This window comes from Niabella aquatica, from assembly GCF_054779315.1.
Genome location: NZ_BAAGYM010000020.1, coordinates 101,115 through 122,075, shown reverse-complemented (window position 1 = coordinate 122,075; position 20,961 = coordinate 101,115). Strand labels below are relative to the sequence as shown.

Genomic DNA, 20,961 nt, shown 5'->3' with positions numbered 1-20,961 from the left:
TCTTGAAACCTAATGCTGGCCCGCGTTTTATATTTTCAGGAGGACCCTAGCTGTAGCTGGTAATAAAAAATGTGTTTTTATATACACAATCAATTGTTTCATAAAAAGTTGGCGTAAATATTACCTATTGGTATTGCGGATTTTTTGGACCTAACAAAACTCGTGGGCTCATGTTGATCACAGATCGAACAGGCAATAAAAAAGGCCGCCGTTTTGTGGCCGCCTTTTAACTTTATGTTTAAGGAGATATTAATTTCTATATTCAGGGTTTATCAGCATCTGTATAGATTCGTTCAGCATTTCGTTTTTCTGTGAAAGAAAGGTTTCCATTTGTTTTACCGGCAATTTTAGCTGGTAAGTACTGTTTGATGCCAGTACCTTATCCATATTAGGATTGAGCTTACTGAAATCTTCCAGGCTCATTTCAAGATATTTTACAATGGCTTTTGAGTTATAACGGCCGCTAATGGTTTGTATTTTCAGGTCTTTATGAGTGATTTCATCTTTTACGGTAGCCATCATAGAAAGTGCCTGCTCCTTCGAAACTGTAGTCACGCCTCCTTCACCTTCCATTATATAATGCGTGGCAATGAATTTTTTAACATGATTCCTGCTTTCTGCAGGAAGATAGTATTGCAGTTTCCAAAAATCGCTGCTGCCTGCTTTTGCTATAGCTGAATTAACCCTGCCCGGGCCACAGTTATAAGCGGCTACCACCAAAAGCCAGTCTTCATATATATCATACAGGTAATTCAGGTATTTGCCGGCAGCTTTAGTACTTTTTAAATAATCCCTCCGCTCATCCAGTCCCCGGCCTACCCGCAGTCCTAATTGTGTGGCCGTTGCCGGCATAAACTGCCATGGACCTACTGCACCGGCCCAGGATACGGCAGATGCCTTTAAATTAGACTCGATAACGGCCAGGTATTTGAGCTGTTTAGGAATTTCAGCCTGCGTAAGCACGTCATCCATCATGTCAAAATAAGGCTTTCCCCAGGTTTGCAGTTCTTTTAAATGATCTGTATGTCTTTCTATATAATCCTGTACAAAGCTTATAGCCTGTGGATTTAAATGCTCAATGCTGATGCCCTTAAGCGCAATATTTTTTGTAGATGTACTGGCTGTATTATTTTCAAAAAGATTTTTAAAACCGGTTTTAGGGTCGGCTTTTTTTACAGCTTCGGTATTGCCGACAGATGAGGCAATGACTAATGGACTTATTTGGGAAAATGACAGGGAAGAAATCGAGGAAAACAAAATCGCCATTCCGTAATGCTTCACTGCCTGTTTTTTAATGATCATTCTTTAGTATAAATGTTTTAAAAAAAGCCAATTTAAAAGTTAGGGTATGGTTGAGTAGTTCCCGGATAATTAATAACGCTTAATTTTCTAAAATATTGTTACAAAAAGAAAGTAAAGATAACTCATTAAAATGGGACGACATCAGCTGCAGTCCAAATGGCATGTGGTGCTCCGGATGGGTAAACAAGGGCAGGGAAATACCCGGAATACCGGTTAAGTTAGCTATAACTGTATATATATCAGCAATATACATGGATACCGGGTCTTCCATTTTTTCACCGATCTTAAACGCTACAGAAGGAGAAGTAGGCAAACAAAGGAAATCGAAGTCTTTGAAGATCAATGATAATTTATTTGTTAAAATTCTTCTTACTTTTTGGGCCTGGGTAAAATAAGCATCATAATAGCCAGAGCTCAGCACAAAATTTCCCAGCATAATACGGCGCTTTACCTCCCATCCGAATCCTGCTGACCGGTTTTGTTTGTAAAATGCATCCAGATCGGCAGTAATATTTTCCGGCCGGTAGCCATATTTAACCCCATCGTAACGTGATAAATTAGAGGCTGCTTCGGCAGTAGTAAGAATATAATAGGCCGGCACAATATAATCCAGCAGGTCAAAATCAACTGCTGTTACGGTATGTCCCTGTTTTTTCCACTCGTTCAGTGTATTGCTGACCGCCTTTGAAATTTCGGGGTCCAGGCCCGGATGAGCAAGCGCTTCTGGAAAGTAAGCTATTTTATATTTTTTACCGGTTTCCAGCTCTTTTGAGTACGCAGGAACGGGTTGGTGTGATACGGTACTGTCAAAATCGTCGGGGCCGGCCATCACCTCTAAAAGCAATGCCGCATCGCTTATAGAGGAAGAAAAAATACCTATCTGGTCAAACGACGAGGCATATGCAATGAGCCCGTACCTGGAAATGCGGCCATAAGTGGGCTTTAGTCCAACAATACCACAAAAATCTGCAGGCTGTCTTACAGAGCCGCCCGTATCGCTTCCCAATGAAGCCATGCAAAGTCCGGCCTGCACTGCTACTGCAGAGCCGCCCGATGAGCCGCCCGAAATGCGGGTTTCGTCTGCCGCATTCAAAACCTTTCCGTAAGCAGAATTTTCGTTGGTGGATCCCATTGCAAACTCATCGCAATTCAAACGCCCAATGATAATAGCGCCCTCATCTGTAAGCCGCTCTACTGCTGTGGCCGAAAAAATGGAAGTAAAGCCTTGTAAAATATGGGAAGCAGCTGTTACTCCATGGTCTTTATGACATATAACGTCTTTAATGCCAATGATCACACCATGTAGCCGGCCTTTAGGTTCTTTACTGGCATCCAGCTTCTTTGCTCTTGCTATAGCTTCATCAGCATATACTTCTACAAATGCATTAAGATGCTGCTTTTTACTTATTTTTTCAAGATAATATTGAACAGTTGCCAAACAGGAGATGGTTCCTTGTTCTAACTCCTGGTGATATCGGGCAATAGAAGTAAAATCTGGCAAAAGGTTGGGCTTTTGTAAGTCAATTAAAAATATAAAGCAGATTTTTATTCAGCTCTTTTAGGCTCGCTGGTTATATTATTAGCGCTCTCTTCAATTTCCCTTTTTACATTGTCTTTGGCATCGTTAAATTCTCGTACGCCTTTACCCAGCCCTCTCATCAGTTCAGGAATTTTGCGGCCTCCAAATAAAAGCAGCACAATTACCATGATAATAATGATCTCATTGGTGCCTAAAGCGCCCAATAATTGAATTTGTGTCATAAATTTTAAAAATTAGTTATCAAAGATACGGTAAGAATACAAATACAAAAGACCAAGTGTTTAAAAACCGGTCTGATTTTATCAGTAAATTCTATATTTTAACAAAAAATCCTGCCTAACGGGCAGGATTCTTATAATAACATAAAATATTTGCTTATGCAGCTCCTTTCGCTTTTTTTGAAGCAACGGCCATACGCTTTTCCTTGATACGTGAGCTTTTACCAAATCTTTCTCTCTGGTAGAATAATTTAGCTCTGCGAACCTGGCCTACTTTATTTAATACGATAGAATCAATATTGGGAGAAGTAAACGGGAACAGCCTTTCAACACCCACCCCGTCAGAAATTTTCCTGACAGTGAAAGTAGCAGTAGCACCATTACCCTGCTTTTTTATCACATCACCTTTGAAGGACTGGATACGCTCTTTGTTGCCTTCAATAATTTTGTAATTTACAGTAATATTGTCACCTGCTTTAAAGGCCGGGAATTTCTTTGTCTGTGTCAATTGCTCGTGAACGAAAGCTATTGCGCTGCTCATAACTTAATTTTTTAAGGACTGCAAAGGTAAGGGGAATTTTCTAAAATTAAAACAATACAGCAAAGTTTTTCTACAGGCTACAAGAAAACTATTGCCTAATATAAACAGGTGTTCAGCTACACTTCGGACAGCATATCTACCGAGCTTTCCTCAACGCCTTCTTTCCGGGCACGGTATTTTACAATACCTTTTCCCGCAAGCAGGATGGTAAGGGCAGTAAAAGCGCAAAAAGCCATCACAAACCCCAAGGGTGCTGCGGTATGATCATGAAAAAGGCTTACCATAGCCGATGATAAGGTACCAATAGCCATTTGTATACAGCCGATCAGTGCTGAGGCGCTGCCTGCATTTTTATCGAACGGAGCCAAAGCAAGCGCCGAAGCGTTGGGAAAGGTAAAGCCCTGACATGCAAGAAAAATGCTGCAGAGTATAATGCTGCTTGCCATATTCCACCAGTCATTCATAAAACCCACTGCAAGCAGCAGGCCTGCACCGCATTGAATAATAATAGCACGGGGAATGATCTTTTCACTGCTGGTAAAGCGCAGTATTTGCGCGTTGATTTGCGTGGCAAGCACCAGGGAGCCTGCAACAATGGCAAATATCCAGCCATAGGTCTTTTCGCTGGCCTTGAAAATTTCCATAAAAACATGGGGAGAGCCGGCTACGTAAGCATATAAGCCAGCTGCAGTAAAAGCGCTGGTAAAAGTATATATAACAAACTGCGGCTGCTTAAAAACCTCTCCGAATTTTTGCAGTATGAATTTTGGAGCAAGCGAATATGCTTCTGCAGGCTTCTGGCTTTCGGGTAGCGTATAAATACACAGCAGGAGCATGGCCAGCACAATGAGCAGCAGGATAATAAAAACGTACCGCCAGTCTGTGGCCGTAGTAACATAACCGCCGATGGTAGGCGCCAGCAACGGAGACACGCCAATCACCAGCATAAGCAGTGAAAATACTTTAGCATTATCTTTTACTGCAAACATATCTCTGACCATAGCTCTCGAAGCCACCATACCTGCACACCCACCCAAAGCCTGGAAAAATCTGAAAGCAATGAGCATGGTAATGGATGTGGATAACGCGCATCCTAATGAGGCTGTAATATAGAGCGTAAGCCCAAAATATAAAGGTTTTTTGCGTCCGTATTTATCAAGCAAAGGGCCATATAGCAGCTGCCCTGCCGAAATACCGATAAAAAAGCTGGAGAGCGTTAACGAAACATTACTTACATCGGTATTCAGGTCCCTTGCCATATCAGGGAATCCCGGCAGGTACATATCTATCGAAAACGGACCGATAGCAGCAAGAAGACCTAAAATGAATATTTTGAAAAAATAATTATTGCCCTTCATTAATTTTTTGAGTTTAGGGCAAGCAAATATGAGGTCGCAAAGCTAATGCAAATTTTTATGAAACGGAACCTGCCCGCATTTTAGCAGCAGGACAGGCGCACAAATTTCATCCGGCGGTTTCATGTTTTTATAAGCTAAGTGGGGGCGGCCACAAGTTCCGGCGTTCGCGCGGCCGGATGGTTTTGGAATAAGCCGTTTAGTATACAAGCAAAGGATGCCACGAACGCACGAATCAATATTCCCTCAGCTTTCGGGTTGGTATCGGAATAACTATATTTTTATGTTGTACAGCATATCCGAAATGGGTACAGAAAATGGTTTTTAGTTAAAATAGCACCAGATAACTGCTCCTGGCACCTATTTACTTATGCCTTTATAGTTAAAATGGCGCAGGTTTATGTGTTCGCCCTGATGGTAACTGGCGTTCAAATATTTTAAGCAGCTGTTGGTTTTTATATGCCGCAAGGCATTGCCAGGAGGCCTAAATTTGCAGCTAACATAACAAGCGGGTGCGAAAATTATTTTTACTTATTTCATTTTTTTTGTATGGGCAAAATACTGTTTTTGCTCAAAACAGGTATGTAGATTCATTACTGGACCGGATAGCCAGATACCAGGTAGCGGATCCTGACCCTCATTATCAGCAGGGCATGTTCCCGTCTCAAAGGATATACCTTTCCAGAAAAAGGCCGGTTAGGGAAGACGATAATATATTTTTTACAGGACTGATTGTATGGACCCTGAAAACGATAAGGGAAGGACTATCTTCTGAAAACCGGCAAATGGTTGATGTTCTTTGTGAAAAGGCACAAAGCAATTATTTCAGGTACCGCAATAAAGATGGAGGACCTACCTATAATTTCTGGCAAACCCAACCGTCCAGGCATTTTCCTAACAGCACCTATTTTTCGTCCAGGAAGAAATATATTCTTCCTGATGACCTGGATGATACGTCCATCATTTATTTATCTGCTGATTTTCCCGATAGTTTGAAGGCTGCTGTAAAAAAGCTGATGGCTGAAAATGCCAATGGAGCTAAGCGAACGATACGGAACACCTATAAAAAATATAAAAAAATATCTGCTTATTCTACCTGGTTCGGGAAAAATATGCCTGTAGATTTTGATATATGTGTACAGGCCAACGGCCTGAGGTTTGTGCTTGACAATGGCTTCCGGTTGAACCGGTACGACAGCGCTACCATTCGCCTGATCAACCGTATGGTAGTTTCGGGCAGGTACCTGAAACGTACACCTTACAATGCGCCTCATTACCAGAAGGCCAGTATTATCCTGTATCACCTGGTGCGGTTGGTAGCGGCTCATCCGCAACATGCAGCGCTATATGAATTAAAACCGGTGCTGCTGAAAGATATCAGGCTTCAATTGCAAAAAGTAACCAATGGCATGGAGAAGGTATTGCTTCATACTTCTTTATTAAGGCTGGGAGAAAAAGATGCCGAGCGTATAGCGGTGTGCCGGCAGGATATGGAAGCGTTTTATTTTTTTGTGGCCAATATGACCTCTGTATTTCCTAATCCTGTGAAAGGCCTCTTTGCCGGCAGCCGGAGAACGAACTTTTTCTACCATTCCCAGGCATATTATCTGACATTGTTGCTGGAACATGAAATGTTACGGACAGCGAACGCAACAGTGCCGAAAAATGATCTTTAAACCGGATAAATAAAAATAAATTTTGTTTGTTTGATAAATTTTATATAATTGCGGCTTATTGAGTATTAATATTTGTGAAGATGAGTAAACAGAAGTTCACCCTGGAGTACCCCGTTCGCTGCTCCCCTACTATATTGTATGAGTTTTTAGCTACCTCTAACGGGTTGGGTGAGTGGTTTGCCGAGCATGTTGATGAACGTGACGGTAAGTTCTATTTTGGCTGGAACGGAAGTTATGAAGAGGCTGAAGTGCTGGACCAGGAAGAAGAAAAGTTTATCCGTTTTCATTGGGAAGGTGCGCCCGGTAATGAATATTTTGAGTTCAGGATAGATAAATCGGAAATAACTAACCAAACCATCCTGGTAATTACTGATTTTGCTGAGAAAAAAGACATTAAGGATCAGAGTCAGCTTTGGGATTATCAGGTAAAGGACCTGTTTCACCGCCTGGGCAACTAAGCGCTAAACGCATAAAGGGTCATAATATGATTCTTTTATGTATTTGCTTTGAGAATTTTTATTAAAAACCGGAACTGTTCCATCAGGATCTCAATGGCATTCTCAATATTATTAATATCTGTACAGGCGGCAATTTTTACAAAAGGCGCTTCTGCCAGCATTTTCTCAAATTCTTTTTGCGAGAGGGTATGAACAGGTATATAAGATGTGCTGGTAACATCATGTACCCACTCATCTCCGCCGCAGCATATATACAGGTTGTTCCGGCTCAGGAAGGTGAACGCTGCAGCTAATTTTGTTGTTGCCCATTGCTGCCATTTACCCGATACATGCAGCGTGGTGCTGAAAAACCGCCCCCACCAGAACATAGTGCGTATAGCAAAAATATGATGACGCACAAAACAACGCGGGTTGTCCAATACCAGCCACGGCAGTCCCAGGTAGTTTTCTCCCCGTGATATTTTTCCGCCCGGGATTAAGAGCTCTGCCGGTAATGTAGCGGGTGCAAGCACCGATAATTGCTCTGTATACAGCATTTCAAAAGCGGTTTTAATGTGCTGAATGATTTCATTCTTTGTTAAAATCCATGCTGCATTGGTAACAAGCTTTATATGCTGCGGCGAAAGATGTATTTTTGCTGATTGCATGCGGTAAAGATATACTATTACGAAGGTGAAGAAATTAGATAAACTAATCATAAAAGCTTTTATTGGGCCATTTGTGGCCACTTTTTTCATTACCCTGTTTGTACTGATCATGCAGTTTTTCTGGCTGTGGATAGATGATTTTGTAGGCAAGGGATTAGATGCAGGTACTATTTTAAAGTTTATCTGGTACCAAAGCGCCGTATTGATCCCGCTGGCATTACCGCTTTCGGTGCTGCTATCCTCGCTTATGACATTTGGTAACCTGGGCGAAAGCTTTGAACTGGTCGCTATTAAATCAGCCGGCATTTCTTTAATGCGGTTTATGAGGCCTTTGTTTGTAGTAGCAGGTTTCATCAGCCTGGGAGCGTTTCTTTTTTCAAACTATGTAATACCGGTAGCCAATCTTAAATCGCGTACTTTACTGGCTGATATTGTATTGGCCAAGCCAGCTTTTGCCATAAAAGAGGGCGTATTTTTTGACGGCATAGATAAGTTTGCCATTAAAATTGGTAAAAAGGAACCTAATGATAGCGTTATCAGGGACATCATTGTATATCAGGACGGTGGTAGCAGCCTGCAGGATAATTTTTTGATTGCCAGGGATGGGGTGATGAAGCCATCTGCTGATAAGCGTTTTCTGGATATTGTATTTAAGAATGGATGGCAATACCAGGAGCGTGGGAACAAGGGCGATTCTGTAACGGATTATATAAGGCTGGGCTTTAAGGAATATAAAATGCAGATGGACATCAGCTCGTTCCAGTTTAAAAAATCTGACGACAGCGCTAATGTAAATAATGAGAAGATGTACAATATGCGTCAGCTCGATGTGGCCATCGACTCAATGTCCAGGTTCAATAAAGAAATATCGAAGAATTTTGAAAGCAACATGTTTGTCAACCTTGCGATTTTAAACTACAGGGATAGTATAACAAAAGGGATCACCATTCCTGATTCCATCCTCAACTTTCAGGGCAATATTGTGGCGTATATGGGTGTTAAAAAGGCAAAGGATTCGGTTCAGGCAAAAGCAGATTCTGTAAAGCTGAAAGCCCGGGCCGACTCTATAAGGCGGCAGGTGAGAAAAGACTCGGTCCTGCTAAAAGCCCGGACAGATGCCGCCAGGAAAAAGGCCAGAAGAGATTCGCTGAAGCAGGCACGTAATAAACCGGTATTTTATATTGATACTTTAAGCAGTATGAAAGCCCTGGCAGGCAGGGATTCTACTACCCGCTCAGTGAGGGACACGGCTAAAACACCCGCAGACAGTATTAAAAAAGACAGTACTAAAAAAGCGGCTGTGCCGGTAAAAAAGATTAAAAAAGATCCAAATAGTTTTGACGCGCTTATCCCGGATAGTGCAAGGCAAATGGTAAGAGACCGGGCCTTGAATAGCCTGGAAGGTGTGGCCAGCAATCTTGAGATGAATGCCGGCAATATCCTGGAGCAGGAAAAAACCCTTCAGAAGTATAAGATAGAATGGCATAAAAAAATAGCACTCGCAATGGCCTGTATGGTGTTATTTATGATAGGTGCTCCTTTGGGTTCTATTATACGAAAAGGCGGCCTTGGAACACCTATGATATTTGCTATTATCTTTTTTATGGTTTTCTATTTTGTGTCCACGCGTGGAGAAAAGCTGGCTAAGGAAATGGAGATGAGCGCTTTCTCAGGTTTATGGCTTTCTACTTTTGTATTAGTACCTATAGGTGTTTTTCTTATTTATAAAGCCATGCACGACTCGAACCTGTTTAACAAGGAATTTTATACGAGGCTTAAACGCAGGATATTAAAACGCCTAAGAAAAAGTTAGCCGGCGCTAAATACTTAATAATAAGATAATGCAATCAATATCTCCCCAGGCTCAGAACCTAAAAGTTCAGAAGTGGGTCGCGCTGGTGTCGGCTGTTTTATTGGCCGTAAAATTTATTGCCTACTTCTATACTTCCTCGGTCGCCATCTTAACAGATGCAATGGAAAGCATTGTAAATGTTATTGCCGGCCTTGTGGGTTTGTACAGCCTGTATGTAGCAGCGCAGCCGCGTGATTTTAACCACCCTTACGGGCATGGAAAAGCCGAGTTCCTGTCGGCAGCTATTGAAGGCGTATTGATAGGTCTGGCAGGCATTTTTATTTTATACGAAGCCATACAAAAGCTCATTGTTCCGGAGGGAGTTAAAAAAATTGACCTGGGAATTATGCTGATAGCAGCTACAGCCATTATCAACTATGCGATGGGGTGGATATGTGTGGCCTATGGCCGGCGAAATAAATCGCTGGCCCTGCAGGCAAGCGGCAAACATCTGCAAACCGATACTTACTCTACCCTTGCAGTAATCATCGGGCTGGTATTGCTGCACTTTACCAACCTTGGCTGGCTCGATTCTGCCGTGGCCATCCTGCTTTCGCTGTTTATTTTGTATACTTCCTACAATATCACCCGGCAATCGATTGCTGGGATTATGGATGAAGCGGATGAAAAGCTGCTGACAGATATGGTAGCCCTGGTAAACACACACCGGCGCCATAACTGGGTAGACCTGCACAACCTCCGGGTGATACAGTTCGGAGGTATTTTGCATGTGGATGCGCATTTGACAGTGCCCTGGTATTTCACGGTAAAGGAAGCGCACGTGGAAGTGGATATCTTATCCGATCTCATCAGGAACAAATACGGCCAGTCGCTGGAGCTGTTCATCCATTCGGATGATTGCATTGCCGGCCCCCAATGCCCCATTTGCATAAAGTCCGATTGTACTGTAAGAAAGCAGGCTTTTGACAAAAAAATCGAGTGGACACTCGAAAATGTAGTGAAAAATAAAAAGCATAATACTCAAAATAGTTGAGTAACTTTGTAGACTGGTTGTTATGCTTACGAAAAAATCTCAATACGCGTTTAAGGCACTTACCTATTTGGCCGAAAAGCAAAAGGATGGGCCTGTACTGATCTCGGAAATTTCAGAAAAGAAGAAGATACCGTTAAAGTTCCTGGAAAATATTTTGCTGGAATTGAAAAAAGCCGATATCCTGGATAGTAAAAAAGGTAAAGGTGGCGGCTACTTTTTTAAAGTAGATCCGGCATCGGTTCAAATGACCCGGATCATCCGATTGATTGATGGCCCTATTGCCATGCTGCCATGTGTAAGCCTTAATTTTTACGAACGATGTAATAATTGCGACGAAAAGCATTGTGGCCTGCACGATGTAATGAAGCAGGTGCGTGATGCTACTTTAGCGATACTTGAAAACAGGACACTGGCGGATTTAAAAGATTAACGGGCGTACCGCAAAGTGCTGCAATAGCAACAAGCGCTACCGGAATACCATTATTTCGTTTTAGCACTATGGATGTCTTACCTCCAAGGCTTAGCTCCTTATTATCAGAGAATAACAGGTTTACCCGGTAAAGCAGATTTACAGGAAGAGGGGTTTAAAAAAATCCATAAGTCTATTAAAAAAATATACTATCTTGCGGGCCCGATTTTTTTTGGGCTAATAGTCTACTTGCTTGGTAGGTTTTAGAATTTGATTTTTTAACGTATAAAATTTTAAACATGTCATTAAGATTAGGCGATATCGCACCCGATTTTACGGCGCAATCCACCGAAGGTGAAGTTAAACTTCACGAGTTTTTAGGAGATGGCTGGGGAATATTATTCTCTCACCCTGCTGATTATACACCTGTTTGTACTACAGAGTTAGGTAAAACGGCTTTGTTGAAAGAGGAATTTGCAAAACGCAATACCAAAGTACTGGCTGTTAGCGTAGATCCACTGGATAGTCATTTGGGCTGGAAAAATGATATTAATGAAACACAGAGTTGTTCTGTTGAGTTTCCCATCCTGGCAGACCCCAACAGGGAAATCGCTACATTATATGATATGATCCACCCCAATGCTTCTGAAAAAGCTACCGTGCGTTCATTATTCATCATAGGTCCTGATAAAAAGATCAAACTAATCATTACTTACCCCGCTTCTACCGGCAGAAATTTCAATGAAGTGCTTCGTGTATTAGATTCTTTACAGCTAACCGCTTACGAAAGCGTAGCTACGCCGGCCGATTGGCAGCATGGTGAAGATGTGATCGTAGTACCTTCTATTTCTACCGAAGATGCCATCAAAAAATTCCCTAAAGGTGTAAAAGAGGTAAAACCTTATCTGCGTTATACACCGCAACCTAATTTATAGTTCATAGCATCTGGTTCATAGTTCATTGATAACAGGATGAACTATGAACCATGAACTATTTGCATTACAGATGTTTACGGAACAACAAATACTCGATCTCGAAAACGCATCGCTGGAAGAAGCCCTTACTTCTGTAATACAGGCTTTTCCGGAAGGAGTGGTATTTTCTACATCGCTCGGTCAGGAAGACCAGGTGCTTACACATGTAATTGCCCGTAATAACCTTCCTGTAAAAATTTTTACGCTTGATACAGGGCGTCTTTTTTACGAGCATTATGATTTACTCGAGAAAACCAATGCACGTTACAAAACCAACATACAGGTGTATTTTCCTGAAGCGGATGATGTTGAAAGGTTTGTAAATGAAAAAGGGGTAAATGCTTTTTACGAATCGGTGGAGAACCGTAAAGAGTGCTGCTTTATAAGGAAGGTGAAACCACTGAACCGGGCATTGCAAGGTGCAAAGGTGTGGATAACGGGGTTACGTGCAGAGCAATCAGATAACCGCAAGGAAATGAGCATACTGGAATGGGATGAGGCCCGCCAGCTATACAAATTCAATCCGCTTATTCACTGGTCTTATGACCAGATGATCGGTTTTATAAAAGACAATAATGTACCCTACAACCCCTTGCATGACAAGGGTTTTGTCAGTATTGGCTGTGCGCCCTGTACCCGTGCTATTGAGCCGGGTGAAGATGCACGTGCCGGCCGCTGGTGGTGGGAAGTATCGCATAAGGAGTGCGGGCTCCATGTAAATAAAGCGTAAGACAAAATACTTTAACCTTATGCGTTTAGCATTCAGCATACAATGAAACAATACGAATTAGATTATTTAGAGCAATTAGAGGCAGAAGGAATTTTTATTATGCGCGAAGTAGCGGCGCAGTTTGAAAAGCCTGCTTTACTTTTTAGCGGGGGAAAAGATTCTATCACGCTGGTGCAACTGGCTAAAAAGGCATTTGCCCCGGGTAAAATTCCTTTTCCTTTGGTTCATATAGATACCGGCCACAATTTTCCTGAAGCGCTGGCGTACCGCGATAACCTGGCTAAAGAACTGGGAGCAGAGCTGATCGTTCGGAAAGTAGAAGATACCATCCGTGAAAAAAAACTGACAGAACCGAAAGGAAAATTTGCCAGCCGCAACTGGCTGCAAACACATACGCTGCTTGATACCATTGAAGAATTTAAGTTCGACGCCTGCATTGGCGGTGCCCGCAGGGATGAGGAAAAAGCGCGCGCCAAAGAAAGAATTTTTTCTGTACGCGATGAATTCGGGCAATGGGATCCTAAGCTACAAAGGCCCGAGCTTTGGAATATATACAATGGCCGCATTCATAAAGGCGAAAATGTGCGGGTGTTCCCCATCAGCAACTGGACAGAGCTGGATGTATGGAGCTATATCAAAAAAGAAAATGTTCAGTTACCATCTATATACTTTGCGCACGACCGTGATGTGCTGGTGCACGAGGGGCAGCTAATAGCTGTTTCAGATTTTATAACAATAGAGGAAGGCGATGTGATTGTGAATAAGCGCGTACGTTACCGCACTGTTGGCGATATGACCTGTACGGCTGCGGTTGAGTCTGCTGCAATTACTTTAGATGAAGTGGTGAATGAAATTATGGCTACACGTATTTCTGAACGTGGTGAAACCCGTATCGACGACCGGGTAACAGAAGCAGCCATGGAAGACAGGAAAAAAGGGGGGTATTTTTAGTTGATAAGTTGAAAGGTTGATAAGTTAATAGGGAAAAGTTCAGAAATGGAAAAAAAGATATAGAAAACGAATTAAAGAAAAGCATTTGCTTGAAGCGGATATTTCAGAAAGGCTTAAAAAAATTGCAGGAAGTTTACCGCTGCCCGATGATTTTGATGATAAGCAAGTTTTGAGTGAGTATTACTCAAAGAAATATAAGTCATGAGATGTAGCGTTACAGAAGAATGCGCAATATCCCCTTTTCAACTTTTAAACATGTTAACTTATAAAACCCAGGAAAATGGCTTATCAGAGTTTTGAGGATTTGGAAGTTTGGAAAAGAGCCAGAATTGTGAAGAAGGAAGTATCAGCTCTTGTTAAAAGCTTTCCCGAAGAAGAAAAATTTCGACTAACCGATCAATTAAAACGGAGCACGAGATCGGTAGGTACTCAAATATCAGAAGGGCATGGCAGGCAAACTTATCCCGATAGAATAAGATTTTGCGTTATAGCAAGAGGTTCTTTAAGCGAAACATTGAATCATTTGATTGATGCACTTGACGAGGAATATATAACAGAAGATCAACTAAATTATTTCAGAAATAAAATAACAGAGGTTGTTAAACGGGTACATCTCATATCTTGAACGGAAATTGAAAGAGCGATGACCTTGTCAACCTTTCAACGTATAAACTTTTTAACTTAAAATGGACATTTTACGTTTTATAACAGCAGGCAGTGTGGATGATGGTAAAAGCACGTTGATCGGCCGTTTGCTGTACGACAGCAAGAGCATTCTGGTAGATCAGCTGGAAGCATTGGAAAAGCAATCTAAAAATAAAAATGCCGATGGTATTGACCTGGCTTTGCTAACAGACGGGCTGCGGGCCGAACGGGAACAGGGCATTACTATTGATGTAGCGTATCGCTATTTCAATACTCCTAAAAGAAAGTTTATTATAGCCGACGCCCCGGGCCATGTGCAGTACACCCGCAATATGATCACGGGGGCCTCTAATTCAAGCCTCATCATTATTTTAATTGATGCGCGTGCCGGCGTTATTGAACAAACACGCCGCCATTCTATCATTGCGTCTTTATTAAAGATGCCGCACGTGGTAGTGGCTATCAATAAAATGGACCTGGCAGATTTTTCTGAAGCCCGTTACAATGAAATAAAAGCGGACTACGAAAAAGTAGCTGCCCAGCTGGGCTTAAGCAATGTTACCTATATCCCTATTGCAGCCTTACATGGCGACAATATTGTAGCGCCTTCTGCAAACATGCCATGGTACACCGGCAGTCCTTTGCTGCAGTTCCTGGAAGAAGTAGAAGTGTCAGATGACATCAATCATACCGACCCCCGTTTCCAGGTGCAATATGTTATCCGTCCGCAAACCAAAGAATTACATGATTACAGGGGCTATGCCGGGCAGGTAGTAAGTGGTGTGTATAAAAAGGGCGATAAGATAACCGTACTGCCCGCAGGCATTGAAACCACGCTTTCTAAAATAGAAATCGCCGGGGAAGAGGTGGAAGAAGCTTTTGCACCACAGGCCGTGGTATTACATCTGGCAGATGACATCGATATCAGCCGCGGCGACACTTTCGTTCGCAGCGATAACCAGCCAAAAATAGAAAGCGAAATAGAAGTGCTGCTTTGCTGGCTGGATAATAAACCACTGGTGCAGGGCAATAAATACTTTCTGCAGCACAAAGGCAAATTATTAAGAACAATCATAAAAGAAATAGCATATAAGCTGGATGTAAATACGCTGGAGCATACAGCAATTATCGATAATGTAAAGCTGAATGAAGTGGTAAAAGCAAAGATAAAAACAGCCCAGCCACTGGTTTACGATCCGTTCGATAAAATAAGCGATTACGGCAACGCAATATTGGTTGATGAAACCAGCAACAGCACAGTGGCCGCGGTATTGTTATCCTGATGGTTGATGGAACATTACTGATTATGAAAACTATAAAATGATCATTCCTCATTATACAAAAAATATTTCTGATCAAGGTCCCACGGGAGCGGGTTTGGTAATAATAGCTGCTGCAGGTCCCGGCGATCCTGACCTGATAACAGTGAAAGCTGCCAATGCTTTGAGGGAAGCAGATGTAGTGCTGATAGACCGCCTGGTAAGTGAAGTGATCCTGCACCGTTATGTTGCACCAAGCGCCGAGATCGTGCGTGTGGGAAAAGAATGTAAAAGCAATGTTTCCACACCGCAGCAGGTCATCAACCAGCTGATTGTAAAATACGCTTTGCAGGGGAAAAGGGTGGTTCGCTTAAAAGGCGGTGATGTTTCTCTCTTTTCTAATGTTTTAGATGAGCTGCAAACGTTGATCGAGAATAAGATTCCTTACGAGATCATACCTGGCGTAACAGCCGCTTTAGGTGCTGCTGCTTATGCGGGAATGCCTTTAACAGCGCGTGGCTATGCAACTTCTGTCCGGTTTTTAACTTATTATAAGTCTGATGTGGTAACCGATGCCCATTGGCAGGAACTTGCCGGAACCAACGATACGCTGGTGTTTTATATGTCTTCTTCCACTTTGCCTGATGTGGTACAAAAGCTGATACAATTTGGTATAAGCAAAGAAGTGCATTTAGCGGTGGCAGAACAGGCAACTACCTGTTATCAGCGTATTCACGAATGTAATATTTATGATTATGAGGCCCGGCTGGCAGGTAAAGCATTTTCTTCTCCGTCGCTGGTTATTATTGGGAAAGTAGTAACGCTGCACCGGCAGTTCAAATGGCTGAAAAACAGCGATCATGAAGAGCAATACTTTACATCAGTAGGAGCGGGTATTCAAAATATAAACGAACTTAATAAACCAATAAAGCATGTTATCTGAAGATAAGCTGCAAAAGATAAAAGAATTTACAACCACACTTTCTCGCGAAGAGCTCATTTGGCTGAATGGCTATATTGCAGGCCAGGCCGGTGCGCTGCAGGGGGCTGTTCCTGCAGGCGCAGTACCTGCTGCCATCAATAAAAAAATTACGCTTGTTTACGGCACTGAAACGGGTAATTCTAAAAAACTGGCTACACAACTGGCCGGTATCGCCAAGAAAAAAGGCATTACCGTAAAACTGGCCGGGCTTGATCAGTACCGGTTTACCGATCTCCCGAAAGAAGAGTATTTTTTTGTGGTGATCAGTACACAGGGTGAGGGAGAGCCTCCGATCCTGGCAAAAAAATTCTACGATCACATCCATGAAGCGCACGTAGATCTAAAGAAAATGAAATTTGGCGTGCTGGCTTTAGGCGATACGTCTTATGCCCAGTTCTGTAAAACAGGGGAAGACGTGGATGCAAGGCTGGAAGCTTTGGGCGCGCACCGCATTTTGCCGCTCAAGAGATGTGATGTAGACTATGAGGAAGATGCTTTGCACTGGATTGACAATGTTGCCGCTGCCTTGCAAACCAATGTAGGGAGCGTGCCCGCTATTTCCCGTGCCGCTGCTGTTGAGGATAAAAAACCTGCCGGCAAAAAGCACTATAAGGGAACCGTTGTCACAAGCATCAATTTGAACGATCGTGGCAGCAATAAAGAAACCTATCACATAGAGATCAGTACCGATGAGGACCTGGACTATTTACCCGGCGATGCATTGGGTATCATACCTCCTAACTGCGATGCCGCAGTGCAGGAGATTCTGCAGCTTACCGGTATTAATGCAAATAAAGAAATACAAACCGCTAAAATAACGGCATCTGTAGAGGAGCTTTTAAAGAAGCATTTGAATATTCTTTACCCGCTTAAGTCAACCATAAAACAATATGGGGCTATTGCAGGTCATACCATACCCGAAGAATTGAGGCTAAGCCTGCCGGATCTTTTAAAGAAGTACCCGGTTAAGGATGCCGTTATGTTTGAGGAGGTATTAAAAATATTAACGGCACAGGCGCCAAGGATGTATTCTATCTCGTCCTCTCCCGCGAGCCACGGCTTAAATGAAATTCATATCACGGTTAGTAAAGATGAATTTTATGTAGCGGATGAAAAACGTACCGGTGTTTGCAGTGAATATTTCTCAACATTGCCCCTGGATACAGAATTTGAATTCTTTATCCAAAAGCAAAAACATTTTAGGTTACCCACGCAGGAAAAAGACGTGATTATGATTGGCCCCGGAACCGGTATTGCTCCTTTTCGCTCGTTCATTGCCGAAAGGGATGCTTCGGGCGCAAGCGGGCGCAACTGGCTGTTCTTTGGCGAACAGCATTTTGTTACCGACTTTTTATACCAGACCGAATTGCAGGATTATCTGCAAACAGGGGCACTGGTCAATTTGGATCTCGCCTTTTCCCGCGATCAGCAAGAGAAAATATATGTGCAGCACCGGATGAAGGAGAAGGGTGCCGAACTGTATGACTGGCTGCAAAATGGCGCGTATATGTATATCAGCGGTAAGCGCGAGCCTACCAGTAAAGACGTGGAAAAAACACTGGTAGAAATATTTAAAGAGCACGGCAATAAATCGGAAGAAGAAGCGGAAAAATATTTGCACCAGCTGGTGGAAGAAGGGCGTTGGGAAAAAGATGTATATTAAGAAAAGTTAACAGGTTAATAGGTTGAAAAGTTGAGAGGGAAAACTGTACAATTCCTTGTCAACTTATCAACTTTTAAACATATCAACATTAAGAAATAAATGAGCGAACTACCTAATTTATCATCAACAGAAAAAATTAAAATTGCCAGCAATGGCCTGCGGGGTACTTTAAAAGAGAGCTTGCTGGATAACTATACCGGCGCTGTACGGGAAGACGATACCAGCCTGACCAAGTTTCATGGTATGTACCAGCAGGATGATCGGGACCGCCGTGAGGAGCGGAGTACGAAAAAGCTGGAATGGCTGTATTCTTTTATGCTTCGCCTGCGCCTGCCCGGCGGATTATTAAAACCCCAACAATGGCTTACACTGCACCATGTAGCGGGCGAGCATACAACAGGAGTGATCAAAATTACCACCCGGCAAACCATACAGCTACATGGTGTTTTAAAGTCGCACATAAAGCCTACCATGCAATCGTTTAATCTTGCCGGATTAGATTCAATTGCAACCTGTGGTGATGTGAACCGTAATGTATGCTGTACCTCCAATCCTGCAGAGTCACCGGTATATGACGAAGTATTTCAGTACGCCGCTAAAATAAGCGAAATGGCTAAGCCTAAAACCCGTGCCTGGTACGAGATATGGCTGGATGAAGAAAGACTGAGCGGGAAAACAGAAGAAGATCCGCTGTATAAGGATAAATACCTGCCGCGCAAGCTGAAAGTAGGAATCGCTATTCCGCCTAATAATGATGTGGATATTTTAATAAACGATGTAGTATTAATAGCCATCATTGAAAATGATCAGCTGCTTGGATTTAATATAGGCGCTGGCGGTGGCCTGGGAAGTACGCATGGCAATCCTAATACTTATGCGCGCTTGGCATCGGTGATGGGTTTTGTTGAAAACGATGAGCAGAAAATACTAAAAGCGGTCTATGAGATCATTACGGTACAAAGGGATTTTGGGAACCGCAGTGACAGAAAGCAGGCACGCTTAAAATATACCATTGATAAGCTGGGAATAGATAAATACCGCGAGGAAGTGGAAAAGCGCTGCGGTTTTAAACTGGAGCCGGCAAGGCCATTTGAATTTACGGAGCGGCAGGACCGGTATGGCTGGCTGCAGGATTATAAAGGCAACTGGCATTATACGGTGTTTGTAGAGAATGGCCGGGTGTTGGACGATGAGCACATAAGGCTTAAAGAAGGCCTGTATAAAATTGCAGAGCTAGAGAAATGCAATTTCCATTTTACGAGCAACCAGAACGTAATTCTGTCTGATATTAAAAACGAGGATAAGCCTGCTGTAGAAGCGTTGCTGAACGAATATGGCATTATAGCGCATACCGAAAACGCAGGTGCTTTACGGAAAAATGCAATTGCCTGCGTGGCGTTTAATACCTGTGGCCTGGCGCTGGCAGAAGCACAGCGTTACCTGCCCACGCTCATTTCAAAAATAGAGCCATTGCTGGAGAAGCATCATATGCAGGATGATGATATCGTGTTGCGCATGACAGGCTGCCCCAATGGCTGTGGCCGATCTCCCAACGCAGAAATAGGTTTTGTGGGCACTGCCTATGGAAGATATAACCTGCATATTGGCGGCGACCGGTTAGGGTTAAGATTAAACACAAAATATAAGGACAGCCTTGACGAAGGGCAGATACTGGAAACGCTGGATGAATTATTTGGTGTATACCAGCAGGAAAAAAAGGAGAATGAAACCTTCGGCGATTTTTCCTATCGCAAATGGATTTTATAAATGCTAACTCGCTCTCCTCTCTTTAGAGAGGGGCTGGGGGTGAGGCTCAACTATTAAATAATGAGCAATAAAACTTTTATCAAATTATTACTGCAAAACAATGCTAAGCTGGGTAACCTGCCCGATAAAGATCTTGCACACCAGTTTATTGATGATGTGTTCCGTTTCTTATTCATTCCTAAAACAGGCGTGAACCAAAAGGAAAGCGATTTGGAGAAGGGATTGTATGCATTAAAAAGCCACCTGGCCACTTTAATATATGATGTGGTAAATGATGGTGCAAAGTCTCAGGTCGCTGCAGATAGCTTCTTTGAAGCGCTGCCCGATGTGTATGTAGCTTTGCAAAAGGATGCCGCAGCATTTATTGCTAACGATCCCGCGGCGCTGAATATCAGCGAGGTGTTGCAGGCTTACCCCGGCTTTTATGCTATTGCGGTATATCGTATATCCAACCAGTTATGGAAGCAGGGCATACGCAACCTGCCCAGGATTTTTACAGAATATGCGCATAGTAAAACCGGTGTGGATATTCATCCAGGGGCTACTATAGGCGGTAACTTTTTTGTAGATCATGGAACGGGGGTAGTTATTGGCGAAACCACCATTATTGGTAATAATGTGAAAGTGTACCAGGGTGTAACAATCGGTGCTTTAAATTCTGCAAAGAGCAAAAAAAATGCCCGGCGCCACCCTGTTATTGAAGATAATGTGATTCTTTATTCCGGGGCTACCATTGTTGGCGGGGAAACTATAATCGGGCGTGACAGTATCATTGGAGGTAACGCATGGGTTACTTTTAGTGTACCGGAAAACTCGCTGGTGTATAACAAAAGTGAGGTAGCTGATAAAGCCAGCTTTTCGCATAAAGATTCGGTAAATAAAATTTTAAAAGCGTCAAAGAAATAGTTTTATGATATCAGCTGCAGATCCTGCTATCATCAATCTTGCATCGCGCGCTTTTATTTACAGCGTAGATATCATCAGTTATACTCATATAC

Annotated in this window: 20 protein-coding genes; 14 read left to right on the top strand and 6 right to left on the bottom strand. The window is 42.7% G+C overall.

What is annotated here, in order from left to right; translation table 11 throughout:
* Window positions 1-249 precede the first annotated feature (249 nt).
* The 5 genes from ACYVBM_RS15910 to ACYVBM_RS15890 form a co-directional block, all read right to left on the bottom strand.
* On the bottom strand, window positions 250-1,302 hold the full coding sequence (locus tag ACYVBM_RS15910; RefSeq protein WP_460686677.1) for a lytic transglycosylase domain-containing protein: 1,053 nt from the start codon (window positions 1,300-1,302) through the stop codon (window positions 250-252).
* Between the two features lie 79 nt (window positions 1,303-1,381).
* Window positions 1,382-2,803, bottom strand: coding sequence for an Asp-tRNA(Asn)/Glu-tRNA(Gln) amidotransferase subunit GatA (gene gatA, locus ACYVBM_RS15905; RefSeq protein WP_460686676.1), 1,422 nt, complete (start codon window positions 2,801-2,803; stop codon window positions 1,382-1,384).
* A gap of 44 nt (window positions 2,804-2,847) precedes the next feature.
* Window positions 2,848-3,063, bottom strand: coding sequence for a Sec-independent protein translocase subunit TatA/TatB (locus ACYVBM_RS15900; protein ID WP_460686675.1), 216 nt, complete (start codon window positions 3,061-3,063; stop codon window positions 2,848-2,850).
* A gap of 154 nt (window positions 3,064-3,217) precedes the next feature.
* On the bottom strand, window positions 3,218-3,601 hold the full coding sequence (rplS, locus tag ACYVBM_RS15895) for a 50S ribosomal protein L19 (RefSeq protein ID WP_460686674.1): 384 nt from the start codon (window positions 3,599-3,601) through the stop codon (window positions 3,218-3,220).
* Window positions 3,602-3,717: 116 nt separating this feature from the next.
* Entirely contained in the window at window positions 3,718-4,959 is a 1,242-nt protein-coding gene (locus ACYVBM_RS15890) for a multidrug effflux MFS transporter (protein ID WP_460686673.1), read from the bottom strand.
* A gap of 509 nt (window positions 4,960-5,468) precedes the next feature.
* Here ACYVBM_RS15890 and ACYVBM_RS15885 point away from each other — a divergent pair.
* Both ACYVBM_RS15885 and ACYVBM_RS15880 read left to right on the top strand, forming a co-directional pair.
* Window positions 5,469-6,632 (top strand): hypothetical protein, encoded by a 1,164-nt coding sequence (locus tag ACYVBM_RS15885; RefSeq protein ID WP_460686672.1) that lies wholly within the window; start codon window positions 5,469-5,471, stop codon window positions 6,630-6,632.
* Window positions 6,633-6,712: 80 nt separating this feature from the next.
* Window positions 6,713-7,090: an START-like domain-containing protein gene (locus tag ACYVBM_RS15880; protein WP_460686671.1), complete on the top strand. Its 378-nt coding sequence runs from the start codon at window positions 6,713-6,715 to the stop codon at window positions 7,088-7,090.
* Between the two features lie 35 nt (window positions 7,091-7,125).
* On the opposite strand, the gene ACYVBM_RS15875 is transcribed toward ACYVBM_RS15880, so the two are convergent.
* The gene (locus tag ACYVBM_RS15875) at window positions 7,126-7,737 is read right to left on the bottom strand and encodes a hypothetical protein (protein WP_460686670.1); all 612 of its coding nucleotides are present in this window, start codon (window positions 7,735-7,737) and stop codon (window positions 7,126-7,128) included.
* Window positions 7,738-7,762: 25 nt separating this feature from the next.
* Between ACYVBM_RS15875 and ACYVBM_RS15870 the strand changes: the two genes are divergently transcribed.
* From ACYVBM_RS15870 to ACYVBM_RS15815, 12 genes are all read left to right on the top strand, one after another.
* Window positions 7,763-9,550, top strand: coding sequence for an LptF/LptG family permease (locus ACYVBM_RS15870; RefSeq protein ID WP_460686669.1), 1,788 nt, complete (start codon window positions 7,763-7,765; stop codon window positions 9,548-9,550).
* 28 nt (window positions 9,551-9,578) lie between these two features.
* On the top strand, window positions 9,579-10,583 hold the full coding sequence (locus tag ACYVBM_RS15865; RefSeq protein WP_460686668.1) for a cation diffusion facilitator family transporter: 1,005 nt from the start codon (window positions 9,579-9,581) through the stop codon (window positions 10,581-10,583).
* A 22-nt stretch (window positions 10,584-10,605) separates the two neighbouring features.
* Complete coding sequence (locus ACYVBM_RS15860; protein ID WP_460686667.1) at window positions 10,606-11,013, top strand: RrF2 family transcriptional regulator; 408 nt, start codon at window positions 10,606-10,608, stop codon at window positions 11,011-11,013.
* 278 nt (window positions 11,014-11,291) lie between these two features.
* The gene (locus ACYVBM_RS15855; protein ID WP_460686666.1) at window positions 11,292-11,927 is read left to right on the top strand and encodes a peroxiredoxin; all 636 of its coding nucleotides are present in this window, start codon (window positions 11,292-11,294) and stop codon (window positions 11,925-11,927) included.
* Between the two features lie 43 nt (window positions 11,928-11,970).
* The gene (locus tag ACYVBM_RS15850) at window positions 11,971-12,696 is read left to right on the top strand and encodes a phosphoadenylyl-sulfate reductase (protein ID WP_460686665.1); all 726 of its coding nucleotides are present in this window, start codon (window positions 11,971-11,973) and stop codon (window positions 12,694-12,696) included.
* 42 nt (window positions 12,697-12,738) lie between these two features.
* On the top strand, window positions 12,739-13,647 hold the full coding sequence (cysD, locus tag ACYVBM_RS15845; RefSeq protein ID WP_460686664.1) for a sulfate adenylyltransferase subunit CysD: 909 nt from the start codon (window positions 12,739-12,741) through the stop codon (window positions 13,645-13,647).
* Between the two features lie 280 nt (window positions 13,648-13,927).
* Window positions 13,928-14,272, top strand: coding sequence for a four helix bundle protein (locus tag ACYVBM_RS15840; RefSeq protein ID WP_460686663.1), 345 nt, complete (start codon window positions 13,928-13,930; stop codon window positions 14,270-14,272).
* A gap of 61 nt (window positions 14,273-14,333) precedes the next feature.
* Window positions 14,334-15,575 carry a sulfate adenylyltransferase subunit 1 gene (locus ACYVBM_RS15835; protein WP_460686662.1) on the top strand — a complete coding sequence of 414 codons (1,242 nt, stop codon included), beginning with the start codon at window positions 14,334-14,336 and terminating at the stop codon, window positions 15,573-15,575.
* A gap of 37 nt (window positions 15,576-15,612) precedes the next feature.
* Window positions 15,613-16,494, top strand: coding sequence for a uroporphyrinogen-III C-methyltransferase (cobA, locus tag ACYVBM_RS15830; RefSeq protein ID WP_460686661.1), 882 nt, complete (start codon window positions 15,613-15,615; stop codon window positions 16,492-16,494).
* On the top strand, window positions 16,484-18,196 hold the full coding sequence (locus tag ACYVBM_RS15825; protein WP_460686660.1) for a diflavin oxidoreductase: 1,713 nt from the start codon (window positions 16,484-16,486) through the stop codon (window positions 18,194-18,196). Before cobA ends, ACYVBM_RS15825 begins: the two co-directional genes overlap by 11 nt.
* A gap of 99 nt (window positions 18,197-18,295) precedes the next feature.
* Window positions 18,296-19,963, top strand: a complete 1,668-nt coding sequence (locus ACYVBM_RS15820; RefSeq protein ID WP_460686659.1) for an NADPH-dependent assimilatory sulfite reductase hemoprotein subunit — start codon at window positions 18,296-18,298, stop codon at window positions 19,961-19,963.
* 60 nt (window positions 19,964-20,023) lie between these two features.
* Complete coding sequence (locus tag ACYVBM_RS15815) at window positions 20,024-20,869, top strand: serine O-acetyltransferase (protein ID WP_460686658.1); 846 nt, start codon at window positions 20,024-20,026, stop codon at window positions 20,867-20,869.
* Window positions 20,870-20,961 lie beyond the last annotated feature (92 nt).